Below are 13,511 nucleotides of genomic sequence, written 5' to 3'. Positions count from 1 at the left end.
GCAAAGCCGAGCCGGGCGAGGCAGGATGGGGGGCAACAAGGACAGAGGGAACGGAAATGTCGGAACTGGACCATCTCAGCCGGCTCGTCGCCGGTGGGCGCCTCAGCAGGCGCGACTTTCTCGGCCGCGCCGCTGCGCTCGGCGTGTCGGCCGGCTTGGCGAATTCGCTGCTGGCGGGCGCCGCGCAAGCGCAGGCTCCCGTGAAAGGCGGCGTGCTCAGGGCCGGCATGGTCGGCGGCGGCGCCACCGACAGCCTCGATCCCGGCAGTTGGACAAGCCAGGTGCCCTACACGCTCGGCCGCTGCTGGGGCGAGCAACTCCTTGATGTGAAGCCGACCGGCGAGATCGACTACCGGCTTGCCGAATCCTTCGAGGCCTCCGACGACGCGAAGGTGTGGACCTTCAAGATCCGCCAGGGCGTCACCTTCCACAACGGCAAGGACCTGACGCCGGCCGATGTGGTGGCGACGATGGAGCGTCATGCCGACGCGAATTCCAAGTCGGCGGCGCTCGCCTTCGTCAGCGCCTTCGACAGCGTCAAGGCCGACGGCCAGAACGTTGTCATCACGCTCAAGGAGCCCAATGCCGACCTGCCATATGTCGTCGGCGACTACCATCTGATGATCCAGCCGAACGGGGGCAAGGACAACCCCACCGAGGGCATCGGCACCGGACCCTACAAGCTCGTTGTCAACGAGCCCGGCGTGAGGCATGTCGGCGAGAAGCATCAGGGATACTGGGGCAGCGACCAGCGCGGCCACGCCGATTCCATCGAGATCATCGTCATCAACGATGCCACGGCCCGAACCGCCGCCCTGCAAGGCGGCCAGGTCGACATGATCAACCGCGTCGAGCCGAAGATCGTCGACCTGGTCAAGCGGGTGCCCGGCGTCACCATCCGCAACGTGCCCGGCAAGGGCCACTATGTGATGATCGCCCATTGCAACATCGCGCCCTTCGACAACAACGATCTGAGGCTGGCGCTCAAATATGCCGTCGACCGCGAGGAGATGGTGCAGAAGATTCTCGGCGGCTACGGCACCGTCGGCAACGACACGCCGATGGTGAAGGGCTATCCGCTGTTCGACGACGACATCGAGCAGCGCAAGTTCGATCCGGAAAAGGCGGCCTTCCACTACAAGAAGTCCGGGCACAGCGGCCCGGTGCTGATGCGCACGTCGGATGTCGCCTTCCCCGGCGCCGTCGACGCCGCGCAGCTCTTCCAGCAGAGCGCCGCCAAATGCGGCATCACCGTCGATGTGAAGCGCGAGCCGGGCGACGGCTACTGGTCGGAGGTGTGGAACAAGCAGCCTTTTTCCATGTCCTACTGGACCGGCCGGCCGACGCAGGACCAGGTCTATTCCATTGCCTACCTGTCCAAGGCGGAGTGGAACGATACGCGTTTCTTCCGCGAGGATTTCGACAGGCTGATCATCGGTGCCCGCTCCGAACTGGACGCCGCCAAGCGCAAGTCCATGTACCGCCAGGCGGCGATGATCCTGCGCGACGAGGGCGGCGTGATCGTGCCGATGTTCAACAACTACATCGACGCGACCAGCCCGCGGGTCGGCGGCTGGGTCGACGATCCGAACGGCGAGATGATGGGCAGCCATGCGCTGACCAAGTGCTGGGTGGCGGTGTAGCCCGGCAGGTTCTATGAAGGCGGGCCGGACATGGATCGATCGGCCCGCCCATCCGACAGGAGAAACCGGCCATGAAGATCATTCCTTGCGGCAGCGTCGCCACCAAACCGGCGCCGGAAGCCTATTTCACCGGCCGGGTGCTGCAGACCCTGATCGTCGAGAAGGAGGAGCCGGCGCGGCTGCGCGCGCTGCTGGTGCAGTTCGAGCCGGGCGCGCGCACCGCCTGGCACACGCATCCGCTCGGCCAGACGCTGCTCATCGTCTCCGGCGCCGGCCGCGTGCAGAGCTGGGGCGAGCCGGTGCAGGAGGTGCGCACCGGTGACGTGATCTCCTTCGCCCCCGGCGAGAAGCATTGGCACGGCGCCGGGCCGGATACGGCCATGAGCCATATCGCCATGCAGGAGGCGCTGGACGGCGTTACCGCCGACTGGCTGGAGAAAGTATCGGAAGAGCAGTATTCGGATTGATTCTGCGGGATCGTCGCCGGACTAATGAAAGTTACGCAATCACCCAGAAGTTTGACCGATGAAGCGCCCTTCATCGGTTCTTTGGACCATCTCTGCCCCGGGTGAGAGGAACCGCTGCCGCGATGCCGGCGCTCCTCCGGCCCGGGTTCCTCGCCCCACGAAGTGGGAGAGGTGGCCCGGGAGGGCTGTGAGAGGACTGCCCAACAGACCCAAAAGTCAGAGCTCGAGGCCCTCGGTGTCGGGCTCCGGATCAAATCTTTCCGAGCGTCTCATTTGAGCTGCCCGTCGCCGGCACGGTCAGCTCCGGCAAAGTCCTTCATGACCTGTCCCATGAACTCGGAGCGGCTCACCCGCTTGTCGCCGTTGGCATCCATGGACGAGAACTGGTCCGGCGTCAGCATTTTCGCCACTTCGTCCTGGCTTATCGAGCCGTCACCGTTGGCGTCGATTTTCGAGAAGGCGGCGGACATGAAGGTCTGGTACTCGGCCTTGCTCACGCCGCCGCTTTTGTCGGTGTCGAGCTGGTTGAGTTGACCTTCATGCATCGCCGGAGCTTGTTGTGCTGTGGCGATGCCGTTGCCGAAAAACACGACGCACGCGGCCGTCAGAGCGAGCTTTTTCATCAGATATCTCCTGGTTAGCCGCAAGCCAGACGGTTTCCGAGGTAGCCGCCGCCGCCAATTCCGGCCGCCACCGCCAGGACCTGGCCGCTTCCTGCTCCGATCGTGCTTCCTATGAGGCCCCCGACGACCGCTCCGCCAACAGTGCCGGCCATGCAGCCGAACTCGTGGTTGCGGGCCTGCACCTGCGGGTCCGAACTCGATTGGCAGCCCGCTATCATGAGGGTTGCGGCGGAAATCGATAGAATACGTCTTCTGATCATAACCTCTCCTCGTATTCCGGACCGCTGAAACGTCGACGGTCCGTCGCCCCGACGGCAGGATGGCAAGTACCAGACCGAAAGACAACCTGTTGTTGTCTATTGATGTGTTGTCGGACGAGGAACGTGCCGGACAAGACCGCGGTGAGCCACAGCGGGCACGACGTCATCCGGCGTGGGAGCGCCTTGCCCGCAGCAGGTCGAGGAACATTTCCGACAGGCGCTCGGCAAGCTGCCGGCCGTCGGGCTCGCCTTTTTTCGATTGCCTCGTCCGTGGCGCCGTGCAGCCCCGGAAAGGACGATCGCCGTCAGTTTCGGCGATGCCGCCGACCAGGCTCCGGCGGCGGCGCCTGCGGCAATGAAGACCATGCCGTCGCGGCGGCCGGGCTTCTCCTGGTCACGCGGCTTGGGGTGGTGCGCGAGAACATCGCTGCGCCGCCGAATCCGGCGGCTGCCGTCGAAATCCCGTCAGACTTGTTACTCCCGCCTGTCGATTTCCGGTGCCAAAAGCTATCTCACGGCCAATGAGCGTACTGCGCGGCGGCCGCATCCCGCTCGGCGATACCGCGCTGCGCCCAATGAGGAGGTTCGAGATCATGACCGCATCAGCCGAAAATCGAAGCGGACATCCCGCCATGCACACGCCGCCGGTGGTATCGCCGCGGGAATGGGAGGCGGCCCGCGAAAAACTGCTGGTCAAGGAAAAGGCCAACACCCGCGCCCGCGACGCGCTCGCGGCCGAGCGCCGGCGCATGCCGTGGATGGCCGTGGACAAGGCGTATGCTTTCGAGGGGCCCGAAGGCAAGGCAAGCCTGCTCGACCTGTTCGACGGCAGGCGTCAGCTCATCGTCTACCGCGCCTTCTTCGAGCCGGGCGTGTATGGCTGGCCCGACCATGCCTGCCGCGGCTGCTCGATGGTCGCCGACCAGGTCGCCCACGTCGCTCACCTGAACGCCCGCGACACCACGCTCGTCTTCGTCTCGCGCGCCCCGCAGGCCGACATCGCGCGGCTGAAGGCGCATATGGGCTGGACGATGCCGTGGTACACCGTCACCGACAGCTTCGACGCCGATTTCGGCGTGGACGAGTGGCACGGCACCAATGTGTTCATCCGCGACGGCGACCGGGTGTTCCGCACCTATTTCATCAACAACCGCGGCGACGAGCAGATGGGGGGCACCTGGAACTACCTCGACATCACGCCGCTCGGCCGGCAGGAAGACTGGGAGGATTCTCCCGAGGGCTATCCGCAGACGCCGCCCTACAAATGGTGGAACTGGCACGACAGCTATGTCGCGGATGCGCCGCCGGACAGGAAGTGGGTGGAGGTGTCGGACGCCGGAGAGGCGGCTTTCCGCGACCAGGACGTCAAACCGTGAGCCACGCCTGCTGCGGCGGCTCTGAAGGCGGCGAGGCCCGCCGCAATGCCGCCGCACACCGGTCGGCCGACGGGCCAGCCCTTCGAGCGGTCGACGGGCTGGCGCTTGCGGCCTCGCCGACCTTCGCCGCCATGGCGCTGCTGACCGGCGTGCTGGGCGACCCGGCGGAGATGCTGTGCTCGGTCGCCGGTGTATCGCCGCTGAGCGGAATGGCCTTGATGTACCTGCTGATGAGCGTCTTCCACGCCGGGCCCTGGCTGAGGCTGCTTCGCGCCCGCCGGCCGGTCTGACGACGGGAAGCGAAGCCTCGCTTGCCGGACTGCTCCACCGCGGCTGGCCGCCGTCTTTCTTCTGCTTCCGTGAAAGAAAAACCCGGCACGTAGCCGGGTTCTTCTTCGTTCGATTGTCAGCGCCGCCTCAGTCCAGCGAGGCGGTGAAGCGCTGGATACGCGTGCAGGCCTCCTCCAGCAGCGCCTCCGAGGTGGCGTAGGAGATGCGGAAGTTCGGGCCGAGGCCGAAGGCCGTGCCGAACACCACCGCAACGCCTTCCGCGTCCAGCAGCTCGGCGCAGAAATCCTCGTCGTTCTCGATGACCTTGCCGGACGGGCCCTTCTTGCCGATCAGGCCGGCGCAGGACGGGTAGACGTAGAAGGCGCCTTCCGGCGACGGGCAGGAGATGCCGCGCGCCTGGTTGAGCATCGACACGACCAGGTCGCGGCGGCCCTGGAAGATCGCCTTGTTCCTGGCGATGAAGTCCTGCGGGCCGTTGAGCGCCTCGACCGAGGCCCATTGCGCGATCGTGCAGGCGCCGGAGGTCTGCTGGCCCTGGATCATGTCCATCGCCTTGATCAGCTCGACCGGACCGGCGGCGTAGCCGATACGCCAGCCAGTCATCGCGTAGGCTTTCGACACGCCGTTCATGGTGAGCGTGCGGCCGTAGAGGTTCGGCTCGACCTCGGCGATGGTCTTGAAGACGAAGTCGCCATAGGTCAGGTGCTCGTACATGTCGTCGGTAAGCACCCAGACCTTCGGGTGCTTCAACAGCACGTCCGCCAAGGCCCGTAGCTCGGCCTCGGTATAGGCCGCGCCGGACGGGTTCGACGGCGAGTTCAGCACCAGCCATTTGGTCTTAGGCGTGATCGCCTGCTCCAGCGCCTCCGCCGTCAGCTTGAAGCCGTTGGCCGAGGTCGTCGCGGCGAAGGTCGGCGTGCCGCCGCACAGCGCCACCATTTCCGGATAGCTCACCCAGTAGGGGGTCGGGATCACCACTTCGTCGCCGGGGTTCAGCGTCGCCATGAAGGCGTTGAACAGGATCTGCTTGCCGCCGGTGCCGACGATGGTCTGTTCCGGCCGGTAGTCGAGATTGTTCTCTCTGCTGAACTTCTTGGCGATCGCGTCGCGCAGCGGGGCGATGCCGGAGACCGGCGGATACTTCGTCTCGCCGCGGCGGATCGCTTCGATCGCCGCGTTCTTGATGTTGTCCGGCGTGTCGAAATCCGGCTCGCCGGCGCCCAGCCCGATGACGTCGCGGCCTTTCGCCTTGAGTTCGCGCGCTTTCTGGGTGACCGCGATCGTGGCGGAGGGCTTCACGCGGGAAAGGGCGTCGGCAAGGAATGCCATGACTGGATGTCTCCACAGGGTTCGGATCGGCTAGAGCCGCGGTTGACCGCCAGCGCGACATCGATCGTTCGGACGACGTCCAGCCGTGGGCGACGCTCTAATGTCCGATCGCGGAAAGATGTGCAAGTATTGCATCGTAACCGGGACAATTCCGCGCAAGGGCGGTTCCCGTTAACGGCCGATAAAACCATGCGGGTTACCGTCCCGTGTTGGCCAGAGGCGGAGGCGGACGTGTCGCCAAGCGGGATTTTCGCGCACATCGCCCGGGACGGCGACGGATCATCGGTCGGCGTGTGGGGAGCCTTCACGCTGCGGACGGCCTTCCAGCCGATTTTCGCCTTCCATGAGAACACGCTCGCCATCGCCGCCTTCGAGGGGCTGATCCGGCCCTACCGGCACGGCCAGCCGGTGCAGCCGGCCGCCTTCCTCGCCGCTCTGCCCGTCGGCGACCGTCTGCAGGTCGAGACGCTGGCCCGAACCCTGCACCTGGCCAACGCCGCCACCTGCCTGCCCGAGTCGGCCAGCGTCTTCGTCAATTTCGATCCCTCCATCTTCGTCGACAGGTCTATCGCCAGCGCGGCGCTTTCCGACACGCGCAACACCTTGGCGCAGGTCGGCATCAAGCCCGGGCGCGTCGTCTGCGAGGTGACGGAACAGAGATCGGCATCGCAGCAGGTGCTGCGCGACTTCGTGCGGTCGTTCCGCCAGGCCGGCTTCAGGATCGCCATCGATGACTATGGGGCCGAGGATTCCGACATCGAGCGCATCCGGGTGCTGAGGCCCGAGATCGTCAAGTTCGACGCTCATTGGGTGGCCAGGCTGATGGAAACCGGCCCGGGCCTCGGCCTGCTGAAGGCGATGGTCGGCATTTTCGCCGGGCAGGGGATCACGACAGTGTTCGAGGGCATCGAGGAAAGCCGGCAGATCGGACTTGCCGAGCAGGCCGGGGTAGCGATGGTCCAGGGTTTCGCCCTCGCCCGTCCGGAACTGGCGCCGGCGAGCTTTGCGACGTTTCCCAGGACCGCGATGCCCGTCGCTCGACGGGGACGCGGTCAGCCGGTGCATTCCATGGCCGGCCTTGCCGGAGAGACCTTCGGGCCGCGTTTCGGCCGCAAGGTGGCGCCATGAGCCCGAATCAGCGGATGCTGGCGATCATGGATGCGATCGCCGTCGACGAGACCGGCTTGTCCTTCGGCGTCCTCGACGCGCTGCGGCTGAAATGCGCCTTTCAGCCGATCTTCGCGCGGCGCGGGCCGATGCTGGTGCCCATTGCGGTCTCGGCAGGTTTCGTCGCACAGCGCCGAGGGCAATCGCTCGGCGAGACCGAGCTCGCGGGTTTGTCTGCCGCGGAGCGCGGTTTCATGCAGGCTCTCGGCCGCAGCCTCGCCATCCGCAATCTCGCCCATATCGGCTGCGACGATCCCGTGTTCGATCTCGTTCTCGACCTTTCCGAGGACGTCAGCGATCCCGAAGACGAGTTGCGGCTGCTCCTCGACGAAGCCGCGCTCGCCGACATCGCGCCGGATCGGCTCTGTTTCGACCTCACCGCGCTGCGCAGCGCTCCCTGTTTCGCCGCGCTTGCCATGCAGTTGGAGACGTCGGGCACGCCGCTGGCGCTGGATCTGGCGGCGGCGAGCCGGCGCGAGGCGGGTTCGGCTGCGGTGCCCGGGCTCGTCCGGATCCCGTCAGCCTGGACCCGCGCGATCGTCGCCGAGCCGGACCTGCTGCGGCTGTTGCGCCTGCTGGTGACGACGCTGCGGCGGCGCGGCGCCGCGGTCCAGATCGAGGGCATAACGGACGAAATCCAGCTGCGCGCCGCGGTGACCGCCGGCGCGGATAGGCTTCAGGGCGATTTCCTGGCGCCGGTCGCGCTCGCGGGCACGGATTTCGACGCCTCGCCGCGCGCCTTCGCCGATTTCATCGGCGGCAGCGGCAATGTCGTGCCGCTTTCGGCTTGACGCATCTCTCCCGAAAGTGTGCGGCGGTTTCGGGATAGTGACGTGCGCAAGATCAAGAACCCTACAGCGTAAAAGAAAAAGGCGGGAAGATCCCGCCTTTTTCTCAATTCCGAAGGTCGGACGTTCAGCCGATCTTGGCCAGCTTGCCCGCGGCGGACTTGCCGGTGCGGCGGTCCTGCTCGATCTCGAAGCTGATCTTCTGGCCCTCGACGAGGCCGGTCATGCCGGCGCGCTCGACCGCCGAGATGTGCACGAACACGTCAGCACCACCGGCGTCGGGCTGGATGAAGCCGTAGCCCTTTGTGGTGTTGAACCATTTGACAGTACCGGTAGCCATCTTCTCTCCTGGTGTCGCTACGTTCTGACCGGACTAGGCGCCCGGCAGGCCCTATCGAAATTTGCAGATGAACGTCAGCGGACGCGAAGGTATCGCGAGCTACCGATCGACCGAAAATTCAATACTGCGCGTATAAATTGCTTCGCCGGTCGAGACAAGAGGAGATCGGACCGTCGGCTCACGGACTTGTGATAGGATATGCGCCTGGAAAGGTGAACCCGCCCTGGGTGAGCCGCGTATCTGTTCTTGCGGACCGGCCGGCGGCCGGACCCGCGCTGACCTTCGGAGGCTTCGATGAAATCCGTGCTTCTGGCGCTCGGCCTGGCTCTGGTCGCCGGCGAGGCTTATGCGATCTCCCGCTACAATTCGGCCGGCATGAGCTGCGCCGAGGTGAAGGCCGTGATCCAGCGCGATGGCGCCGCGATCGTGCGCTACCGGTCCGCCCGCACCGGCGCCCAGCTCTACGGGCGTTATGTGCGCGACAGCCGCTTCTGCGCTACCAGCGAGCTGCCACAGATCGTCTACATCACCTCCGCCGACAGCCGGCAGTGCCTGGTGCGCGAGTGCCGCTACTATGATCCCGACGACGAGTTCCTGCTGTTCGGGCGGTAGCGCGGCCAGGGCCGGAATGACGCCAGGGCGCTTGCGCCGATCGGTTAGAAGGCGAAGGCGCCCTGTCCGGGCGGGGAAGGCGGGCGGGCCCGCTCCAGGTCAAGCAGCCGGCGCTTGGTGAACACGCCGCCCGGCGCCGAGAAGCCGCCCATCCTGCCGCCGGCGGCCAGCACCCGATGGCAGGGCACGATGATCGGAACCGGATTGCGGCCCATCGCCTCGCCAACCTCGCGCGCCATGCCGGGGCGGCCGACCGCCTCCGCCAGCCCGCCATAGGTGACGGTCTCCCCGTAGCCGAGCAGGCGCATGCGCGCGTAGAGCGCCTGGCGAAGGTCGTCCGCCTCGCCGAGATCGACCGCGACGCCGGCGAAATCGACGCGCTCGCCGGCGGCGTAGCGGGTCAGGGCGTCAATGGCAGCCTGTACGGGCGCCGGCGGCTCGCCGGGTTCGGCAGGCGCCCCGCGCGACAGCAGCCTCGCCCGGGTGGCGTCCCGGTCCCGCTCCGGCAGCTGCAGCTGGGTGATCCCGCGTGCGCTCCAGGCGACGCCGATCCAGCCGAGCGCGGTCTCGAACACGGCATGGCCTGTGGCGGTGGGTTCTGCGGACATCGGGCATCTCCTGATCAGGCGACTCTACCATGCGGTGCTCGGGGTACAAAGGGCGAACGGCGGCTGCCGTCCCTGCATGGAGCCCGAACCTCGTTCCACGCGCCCAAATCCGGGCAATCACCATCGGCTCGCGTTTTCGCGAGCCGGCGGATTGCCGGATTCGTTAAAGTTCGGTAAGTCGGCAATGGGGACAACAGAACGGCAGCCTCCGCATTGCCCTTGACGCCGAAGTACCTCCTGCTGATCGCAGCGCTCGCGCCGGCCGCTCTGAGCGGCTGCACGTCGACCGGAACCAATACCTCCGCGGCATTCAACATGGCGCCGGGCGATCCCGAATTGCCGGCGACGATGGCGCTCGAGCCGGGTACGACGGGCGAGATCGTCGCGGTCACCAGCTTTGCCGCGGCCGCTCCGGCCGGCAATGCCGCGGCCGCCGTCCAATCAGCAGTGCAAGCCAAGGTTGCGGACGCCGCGTCGCCGCAGCAGCCGGAAGGCGAGGCGGCGGCTGCTGCGGATGAAAAATCCGCGCCGGCCGCCGCGACAACAGGTCCGCTGGCGATAGCCGAGGCCGCGGCGGCCAGGAAAGCCGGCACGATGGCAGCGGCGGGCCCGCCGCCGGCCGAGGGTCGGGCACAGGCGGTCAAGGCGATCGCCAGGCCTGCGGATCTGGCGGCGGCAACGGCTGCGCCTGCTGCCTATGCGAAGGCGGACAACTCGCGCGGCGACCTCGACCAGCTCATCGCCAAATACGCTGCCCTCTACGAGGTGCCGGTCGATCTGGTGCGGCGCGTCGTCAAGCGCGAGAGCAATTTCAACCCGGCCGCCTACAATCGCGGCCATTACGGCCTGATGCAGATCAAGCACGCCACGGCGCGCGGCATGGGCTACCAGGGGCCGGCAAAAGGCCTGTTCGACGCCGAGACCAATCTGAAATACTCGGTGAGATATCTGCGCGGCGCCTACATGGTCGCCGACGGCGACCACAACCGCGCCGACCGGCTCTACCAGACCGGCTACTACTATCACGCCAAGCGGAAAGGCCTGCTCGAAGAGACGGGCCTGGGCAGGGACCGCGTGCGCCGGCGCGCGGCCGCGCTTCCCGAAATGGCGCCGGTTCCCGTTCCGACGCAGTAGTGCCTTTCCGGAAGGCAGGAACCGCATCGCTGACCTATGCGGCGATTGCATAGGTCGGCCCTCGCAGCCTCGCGCCCCACTCCCCACATAGTCGGAAAGCATCTTTCCGAAAGGACGCCCCGATGGGCTATCACGACAAGGATCTCGGCGCTGACGCCGCGCTGCTCGACGCCTATTCGACGACCGTGGCCGACGTGGTCGACCGGGTCGGGCCGGCGGTGGCGCGCATCGACCGGCTGGGTGGGCGCGGCGGCCAGGGGTCGGGCTTCGTCATTGCGCCGGACGGGCTGATCGTCACCAACAACCATGTGGTCGAGGATGCCCGCAGCGTGCGGGTGACATTGCCGGACGGCCTTGCCGGCGAGGGCAGGGTGCTCGGCCGCGATCCCGACACCGACGTCGCGCTGGTGCGCGCCGACCTCAGCCCGCCCGTCTACGCGCCGCTCGGCGATTCCAAACGGCTGAGGCGCGGCCAGATCGCCATCGCCATCGGCAATCCTCTCGGCTTCGAATCGACGGTGACGGCCGGCGTCGTCTCGGCGCTCGGCCGCTCGATGCGGGCCGCCACCGGCCGGCTGATCGACGACGTCATCCAGACGGACGCCGCGCTCAATCCGGGCAATTCCGGCGGGCCGCTGGTGTCGTCGGCGGGCGAGGTGGTCGGCGTCAACACCGCGGTCATCAGCGGCGCGCAGGGCATCGCCTTCGCCGTGGCGTCGAACACGGCGAAGTTCGTGATCTCGGAGATCCTGCGCTTCGGCGGGGTGCGCCGCGCCTTCATCGGCGTTTCGGCCGACACGATCACGCTGCCGCGCCGCACCGCGCTGCTGGCCGGCCGCAAGCTGGACACGGCGGTGCGGTTGCGCACGATCGAGAAGGACGGCCCGGCAGGCAAGGCGGGGCTCGCCGTCGGCGACGTCGTGCTGGCGATCGACGGCGTCGCGGTGACCGGCGTCGACGACCTGATCCGCCTGCTCGACGGCGAACGCATCGGCCGCGCCGTCGAAGTCGCCATCCTGTCGCCGCGCGGGCTGGAGACGAGAAGCGTGGTGCCGGTGGCGCGCGGCGGCTAAGGGCGACGATATCGAGCCGGCCCTGCCGCTGCCCTGATCGTCTCGCCGGGCCGCCGACTCAATTCCCCGCCGCGCCTTCGGCATACTGCGCCAGGAATTCCTCGCTCGGCGGGATCGGCTTGACCACGTCGATCATGACGCCGTTGGGGTCGGCAGTGATGAAGTGGCGCTGGCCGAAGGCCTCGTCGCGCAACGGCAGGAGGACCGGCAGCCCGGCCGCCGTCACCCGCTCGTAGACGGCGTCGGCGTCCCGCACCTCGAAGTTGATCAGCAGCCCCTGCGTCCTGGCGCGGCCGGCCGGCGGCACGGTCTCGTGGTTCCACAGCACGATCCCGAGATTGACCTTCTTGTCCTCGGTCGAGCGCAGATGCACGTACCAGTCGTTCTCGAACAGCGCCTCGAAGCGGAAATGCTGCTTGTAGAAAGCCGCCGTGCCGGGGACGTCATCGGTCATCAGCACCGGATAATAGCTGGTCGTCTTCATGGCTCTTCCCTTTCGCTTGAAACAAACATACAGTCTGCATGTTTCTTTTAATTAACATACAGGCAGAATGTATGCAACAGGAATCCGCACGACGCTCGAACAAGGATCGCAGCGAGACGACGCGTGCCGAGCTCATCGCCGCGGCGCGCAGCCTCTTCATAGAAAAGGGCTATACCGACACTGCCACGCCCGACATCGTGGCGGCCGCCGGAGTAACGCGCGGCGCGCTCTACCACCACTTCGCCGACAAGAAGGCGCTGTTCGCCGCAGTGGCCGAGGCCGAGGCGAGGACGGTCGCCGAGGAGATCGACCGTGCCGCGCCGGACGACACGCCGACGCGCGAGGCGCTGATCAGAGGCGGCGAGGCCTATCTCGCCGCGATGGCGGAACCCGGCCGCACGCGCCTGCTGCTGCTTGACGGACCTGCCGTGCTCGGCCGCGGCGGCATGGATGAGATAGACGACCGTCACGCCGCCCGCTCGTTGCGTGCCGGCATCCAGTTCGCCGTGCGTGCCGGGGAACTTCCGAGGGATCTGCCGGTCGATGTGGCGACGCAGCTTCTCTCGTCGGCCTTCGACCGGGCCGCCCTGGCGATCGAGGTCGGTGGCGATGCGCGCGCCTATGGCAGGGTGCTGGCCGCGCTGATCGACGGCCTGGCCAAGCTCGACTGAATCGTTCCGCAGCGTTGACGCAGGCCGGCCGGCACGTCACTCTCCGTCGGCTTCGCGAGGGGGTGTCGCATGGTCAGGCTGTTGAAATGGCTGTTCTATCTGGTCGTCGCCGCCGCCGTCGCGGTCGTGGCCGGATCCTTCCTGCTGCCTGCCTCGGTCACCGTCACGCGCTCGATCGAGATCGCCGCGCCCCCGGAAAAGGTGTTCGCGCTTGTCGGCGACCTCAGGCGCTTTCACGAGTTCTCGCCTTGGGCCGACATCGATCCGCTGACGCAATACGTCTTCGAAGGACCGGACAGCGGTGTCGGCCAGAAGATGAGCTGGGCATCGTCCAATAGAAATGTAGGCACCGGCTCGCAGATCGTCACCGCCTACCAGCCGCCGTCGCATGTCGGCATCGATCTCGTGTTCGGACAAGAGAGTACAGCCGTTGCCGCATGGAACCTTGCCCCCGCGGGCTCCGGTACACGGGTGACCTGGAGCTTCCACACCAGCCTCGACGGCATCGTGGCGCGCTGGTTCGGCCTGATGTTCGACCGCTGGATCGGCGCCGACTACGAAAAGGGGCTGGAGCGCTTGAAACTGGTGGCGGAGAAGCAGATTTAGCGCAGCAGCTACGGCGGCATGCGAGTTGGCGGTTGTCGG

17 protein-coding genes are annotated in these 13,511 nt (G+C 66.8%); 11 read left to right on the top strand and 6 right to left on the bottom strand.

The features are described 5' to 3' along the window. The first annotated feature begins 56 nt into the window (after positions 1–56). Positions 57–1,643 (top strand): ABC transporter substrate-binding protein, encoded by a 1,587-nt coding sequence (locus AC5JDC_RS13230; protein WP_495841746.1) that lies wholly within the window; start codon positions 57–59, stop codon positions 1,641–1,643. A 71-nt stretch (positions 1,644–1,714) separates the two neighbouring features. Beyond that, on the top strand, positions 1,715–2,110 hold the full coding sequence (locus tag AC5JDC_RS13225) for a (R)-mandelonitrile lyase (RefSeq protein WP_495841745.1): 396 nt from the start codon (positions 1,715–1,717) through the stop codon (positions 2,108–2,110). Positions 2,111–2,379: 269 nt separating this feature from the next. Here AC5JDC_RS13225 and AC5JDC_RS13220 read toward each other — a convergent pair whose 3' ends face one another. Then, the gene (locus tag AC5JDC_RS13220) at positions 2,380–2,733 is read right to left on the bottom strand and encodes an EF-hand domain-containing protein (RefSeq protein WP_495841744.1); all 354 of its coding nucleotides are present in this window, start codon (positions 2,731–2,733) and stop codon (positions 2,380–2,382) included. A 14-nt stretch (positions 2,734–2,747) separates the two neighbouring features. Continuing rightward, complete coding sequence (locus AC5JDC_RS13215) at positions 2,748–2,993, bottom strand: hypothetical protein (protein ID WP_495841743.1); 246 nt, start codon at positions 2,991–2,993, stop codon at positions 2,748–2,750. 593 nt (positions 2,994–3,586) lie between these two features. On the opposite strand from AC5JDC_RS13215, the gene AC5JDC_RS13210 reads away from it, so the two are divergent. Together AC5JDC_RS13210 and AC5JDC_RS13205 are read left to right on the top strand one after the other, a co-directional pair. Further along, complete coding sequence (locus AC5JDC_RS13210; protein ID WP_495841742.1) at positions 3,587–4,369, top strand: DUF899 domain-containing protein; 783 nt, start codon at positions 3,587–3,589, stop codon at positions 4,367–4,369. Next, positions 4,366–4,659 carry a hypothetical protein gene (locus tag AC5JDC_RS13205; RefSeq protein WP_495841741.1) on the top strand — a complete coding sequence of 98 codons (294 nt, stop codon included), beginning with the start codon at positions 4,366–4,368 and terminating at the stop codon, positions 4,657–4,659. The genes AC5JDC_RS13210 and AC5JDC_RS13205 overlap by 4 nt, the downstream gene beginning before the upstream one ends. A 127-nt stretch (positions 4,660–4,786) precedes the next feature. On the opposite strand, the gene AC5JDC_RS13200 is transcribed toward AC5JDC_RS13205, so the two are convergent. Next, positions 4,787–5,989, bottom strand: coding sequence for a pyridoxal phosphate-dependent aminotransferase (locus AC5JDC_RS13200; protein ID WP_495841740.1), 1,203 nt, complete (start codon positions 5,987–5,989; stop codon positions 4,787–4,789). Positions 5,990–6,220: 231 nt separating this feature from the next. Between AC5JDC_RS13200 and AC5JDC_RS13195 the strand changes: the two genes are divergently transcribed. After that, positions 6,221–7,117, top strand: a complete 897-nt coding sequence (locus tag AC5JDC_RS13195) for an EAL domain-containing protein (RefSeq protein WP_245428396.1) — start codon at positions 6,221–6,223, stop codon at positions 7,115–7,117. Next, positions 7,114–7,947 (top strand): EAL domain-containing protein, encoded by an 834-nt coding sequence (locus AC5JDC_RS13190; protein WP_495841739.1) that lies wholly within the window; start codon positions 7,114–7,116, stop codon positions 7,945–7,947. The genes AC5JDC_RS13195 and AC5JDC_RS13190 overlap by 4 nt, the downstream gene beginning before the upstream one ends. Positions 7,948–8,071: 124 nt before the next feature. Here AC5JDC_RS13190 and AC5JDC_RS13185 read toward each other — a convergent pair whose 3' ends face one another. After that, on the bottom strand, positions 8,072–8,284 hold the full coding sequence (locus AC5JDC_RS13185) for a cold-shock protein (protein ID WP_106772253.1): 213 nt from the start codon (positions 8,282–8,284) through the stop codon (positions 8,072–8,074). Positions 8,285–8,578: 294 nt separating this feature from the next. On the opposite strand from AC5JDC_RS13185, the gene AC5JDC_RS13180 reads away from it, so the two are divergent. Next, a complete protein-coding gene (locus AC5JDC_RS13180; RefSeq protein ID WP_106772251.1) occupies positions 8,579–8,896 on the top strand; it encodes a hypothetical protein in 318 nt (105 codons plus the stop codon). A 44-nt stretch (positions 8,897–8,940) separates the two neighbouring features. On the opposite strand, the gene AC5JDC_RS13175 is transcribed toward AC5JDC_RS13180, so the two are convergent. Further along, positions 8,941–9,504, bottom strand: coding sequence for a methylated-DNA--[protein]-cysteine S-methyltransferase (locus AC5JDC_RS13175; protein ID WP_495841738.1), 564 nt, complete (start codon positions 9,502–9,504; stop codon positions 8,941–8,943). Between the two features lie 213 nt (positions 9,505–9,717). Between AC5JDC_RS13175 and AC5JDC_RS13170 the strand changes: the two genes are divergently transcribed. Beyond that, positions 9,718–10,638, top strand: a complete 921-nt coding sequence (locus AC5JDC_RS13170) for a transglycosylase SLT domain-containing protein (protein WP_495841737.1) — start codon at positions 9,718–9,720, stop codon at positions 10,636–10,638. A 122-nt stretch (positions 10,639–10,760) separates the two neighbouring features. After that, on the top strand, positions 10,761–11,711 hold the full coding sequence (locus AC5JDC_RS13165; RefSeq protein WP_495841736.1) for a S1C family serine protease: 951 nt from the start codon (positions 10,761–10,763) through the stop codon (positions 11,709–11,711). 58 nt (positions 11,712–11,769) lie between these two features. Here the strand turns inward: AC5JDC_RS13165 and AC5JDC_RS13160 are convergent, their stop codons facing one another. Then, positions 11,770–12,195, bottom strand: a complete 426-nt coding sequence (locus AC5JDC_RS13160; RefSeq protein WP_495841735.1) for a VOC family protein — start codon at positions 12,193–12,195, stop codon at positions 11,770–11,772. A gap of 71 nt (positions 12,196–12,266) precedes the next feature. On the opposite strand from AC5JDC_RS13160, the gene AC5JDC_RS13155 reads away from it, so the two are divergent. Continuing rightward, entirely contained in the window at positions 12,267–12,866 is a 600-nt protein-coding gene (locus AC5JDC_RS13155; protein WP_495841734.1) for a TetR/AcrR family transcriptional regulator, read from the top strand. 69 nt (positions 12,867–12,935) lie between these two features. Beyond that, positions 12,936–13,472 carry an SRPBCC family protein gene (locus AC5JDC_RS13150; RefSeq protein ID WP_495841733.1) on the top strand — a complete coding sequence of 179 codons (537 nt, stop codon included), beginning with the start codon at positions 12,936–12,938 and terminating at the stop codon, positions 13,470–13,472. Positions 13,473–13,511 lie beyond the last annotated feature (39 nt).

It is taken from the genome of Kumtagia sp. (assembly GCF_059502445.1).
The sequence above is the reverse complement of the archived record's forward strand: the minus strand, read 5'-3'. Positions and strand labels throughout refer to the sequence as shown.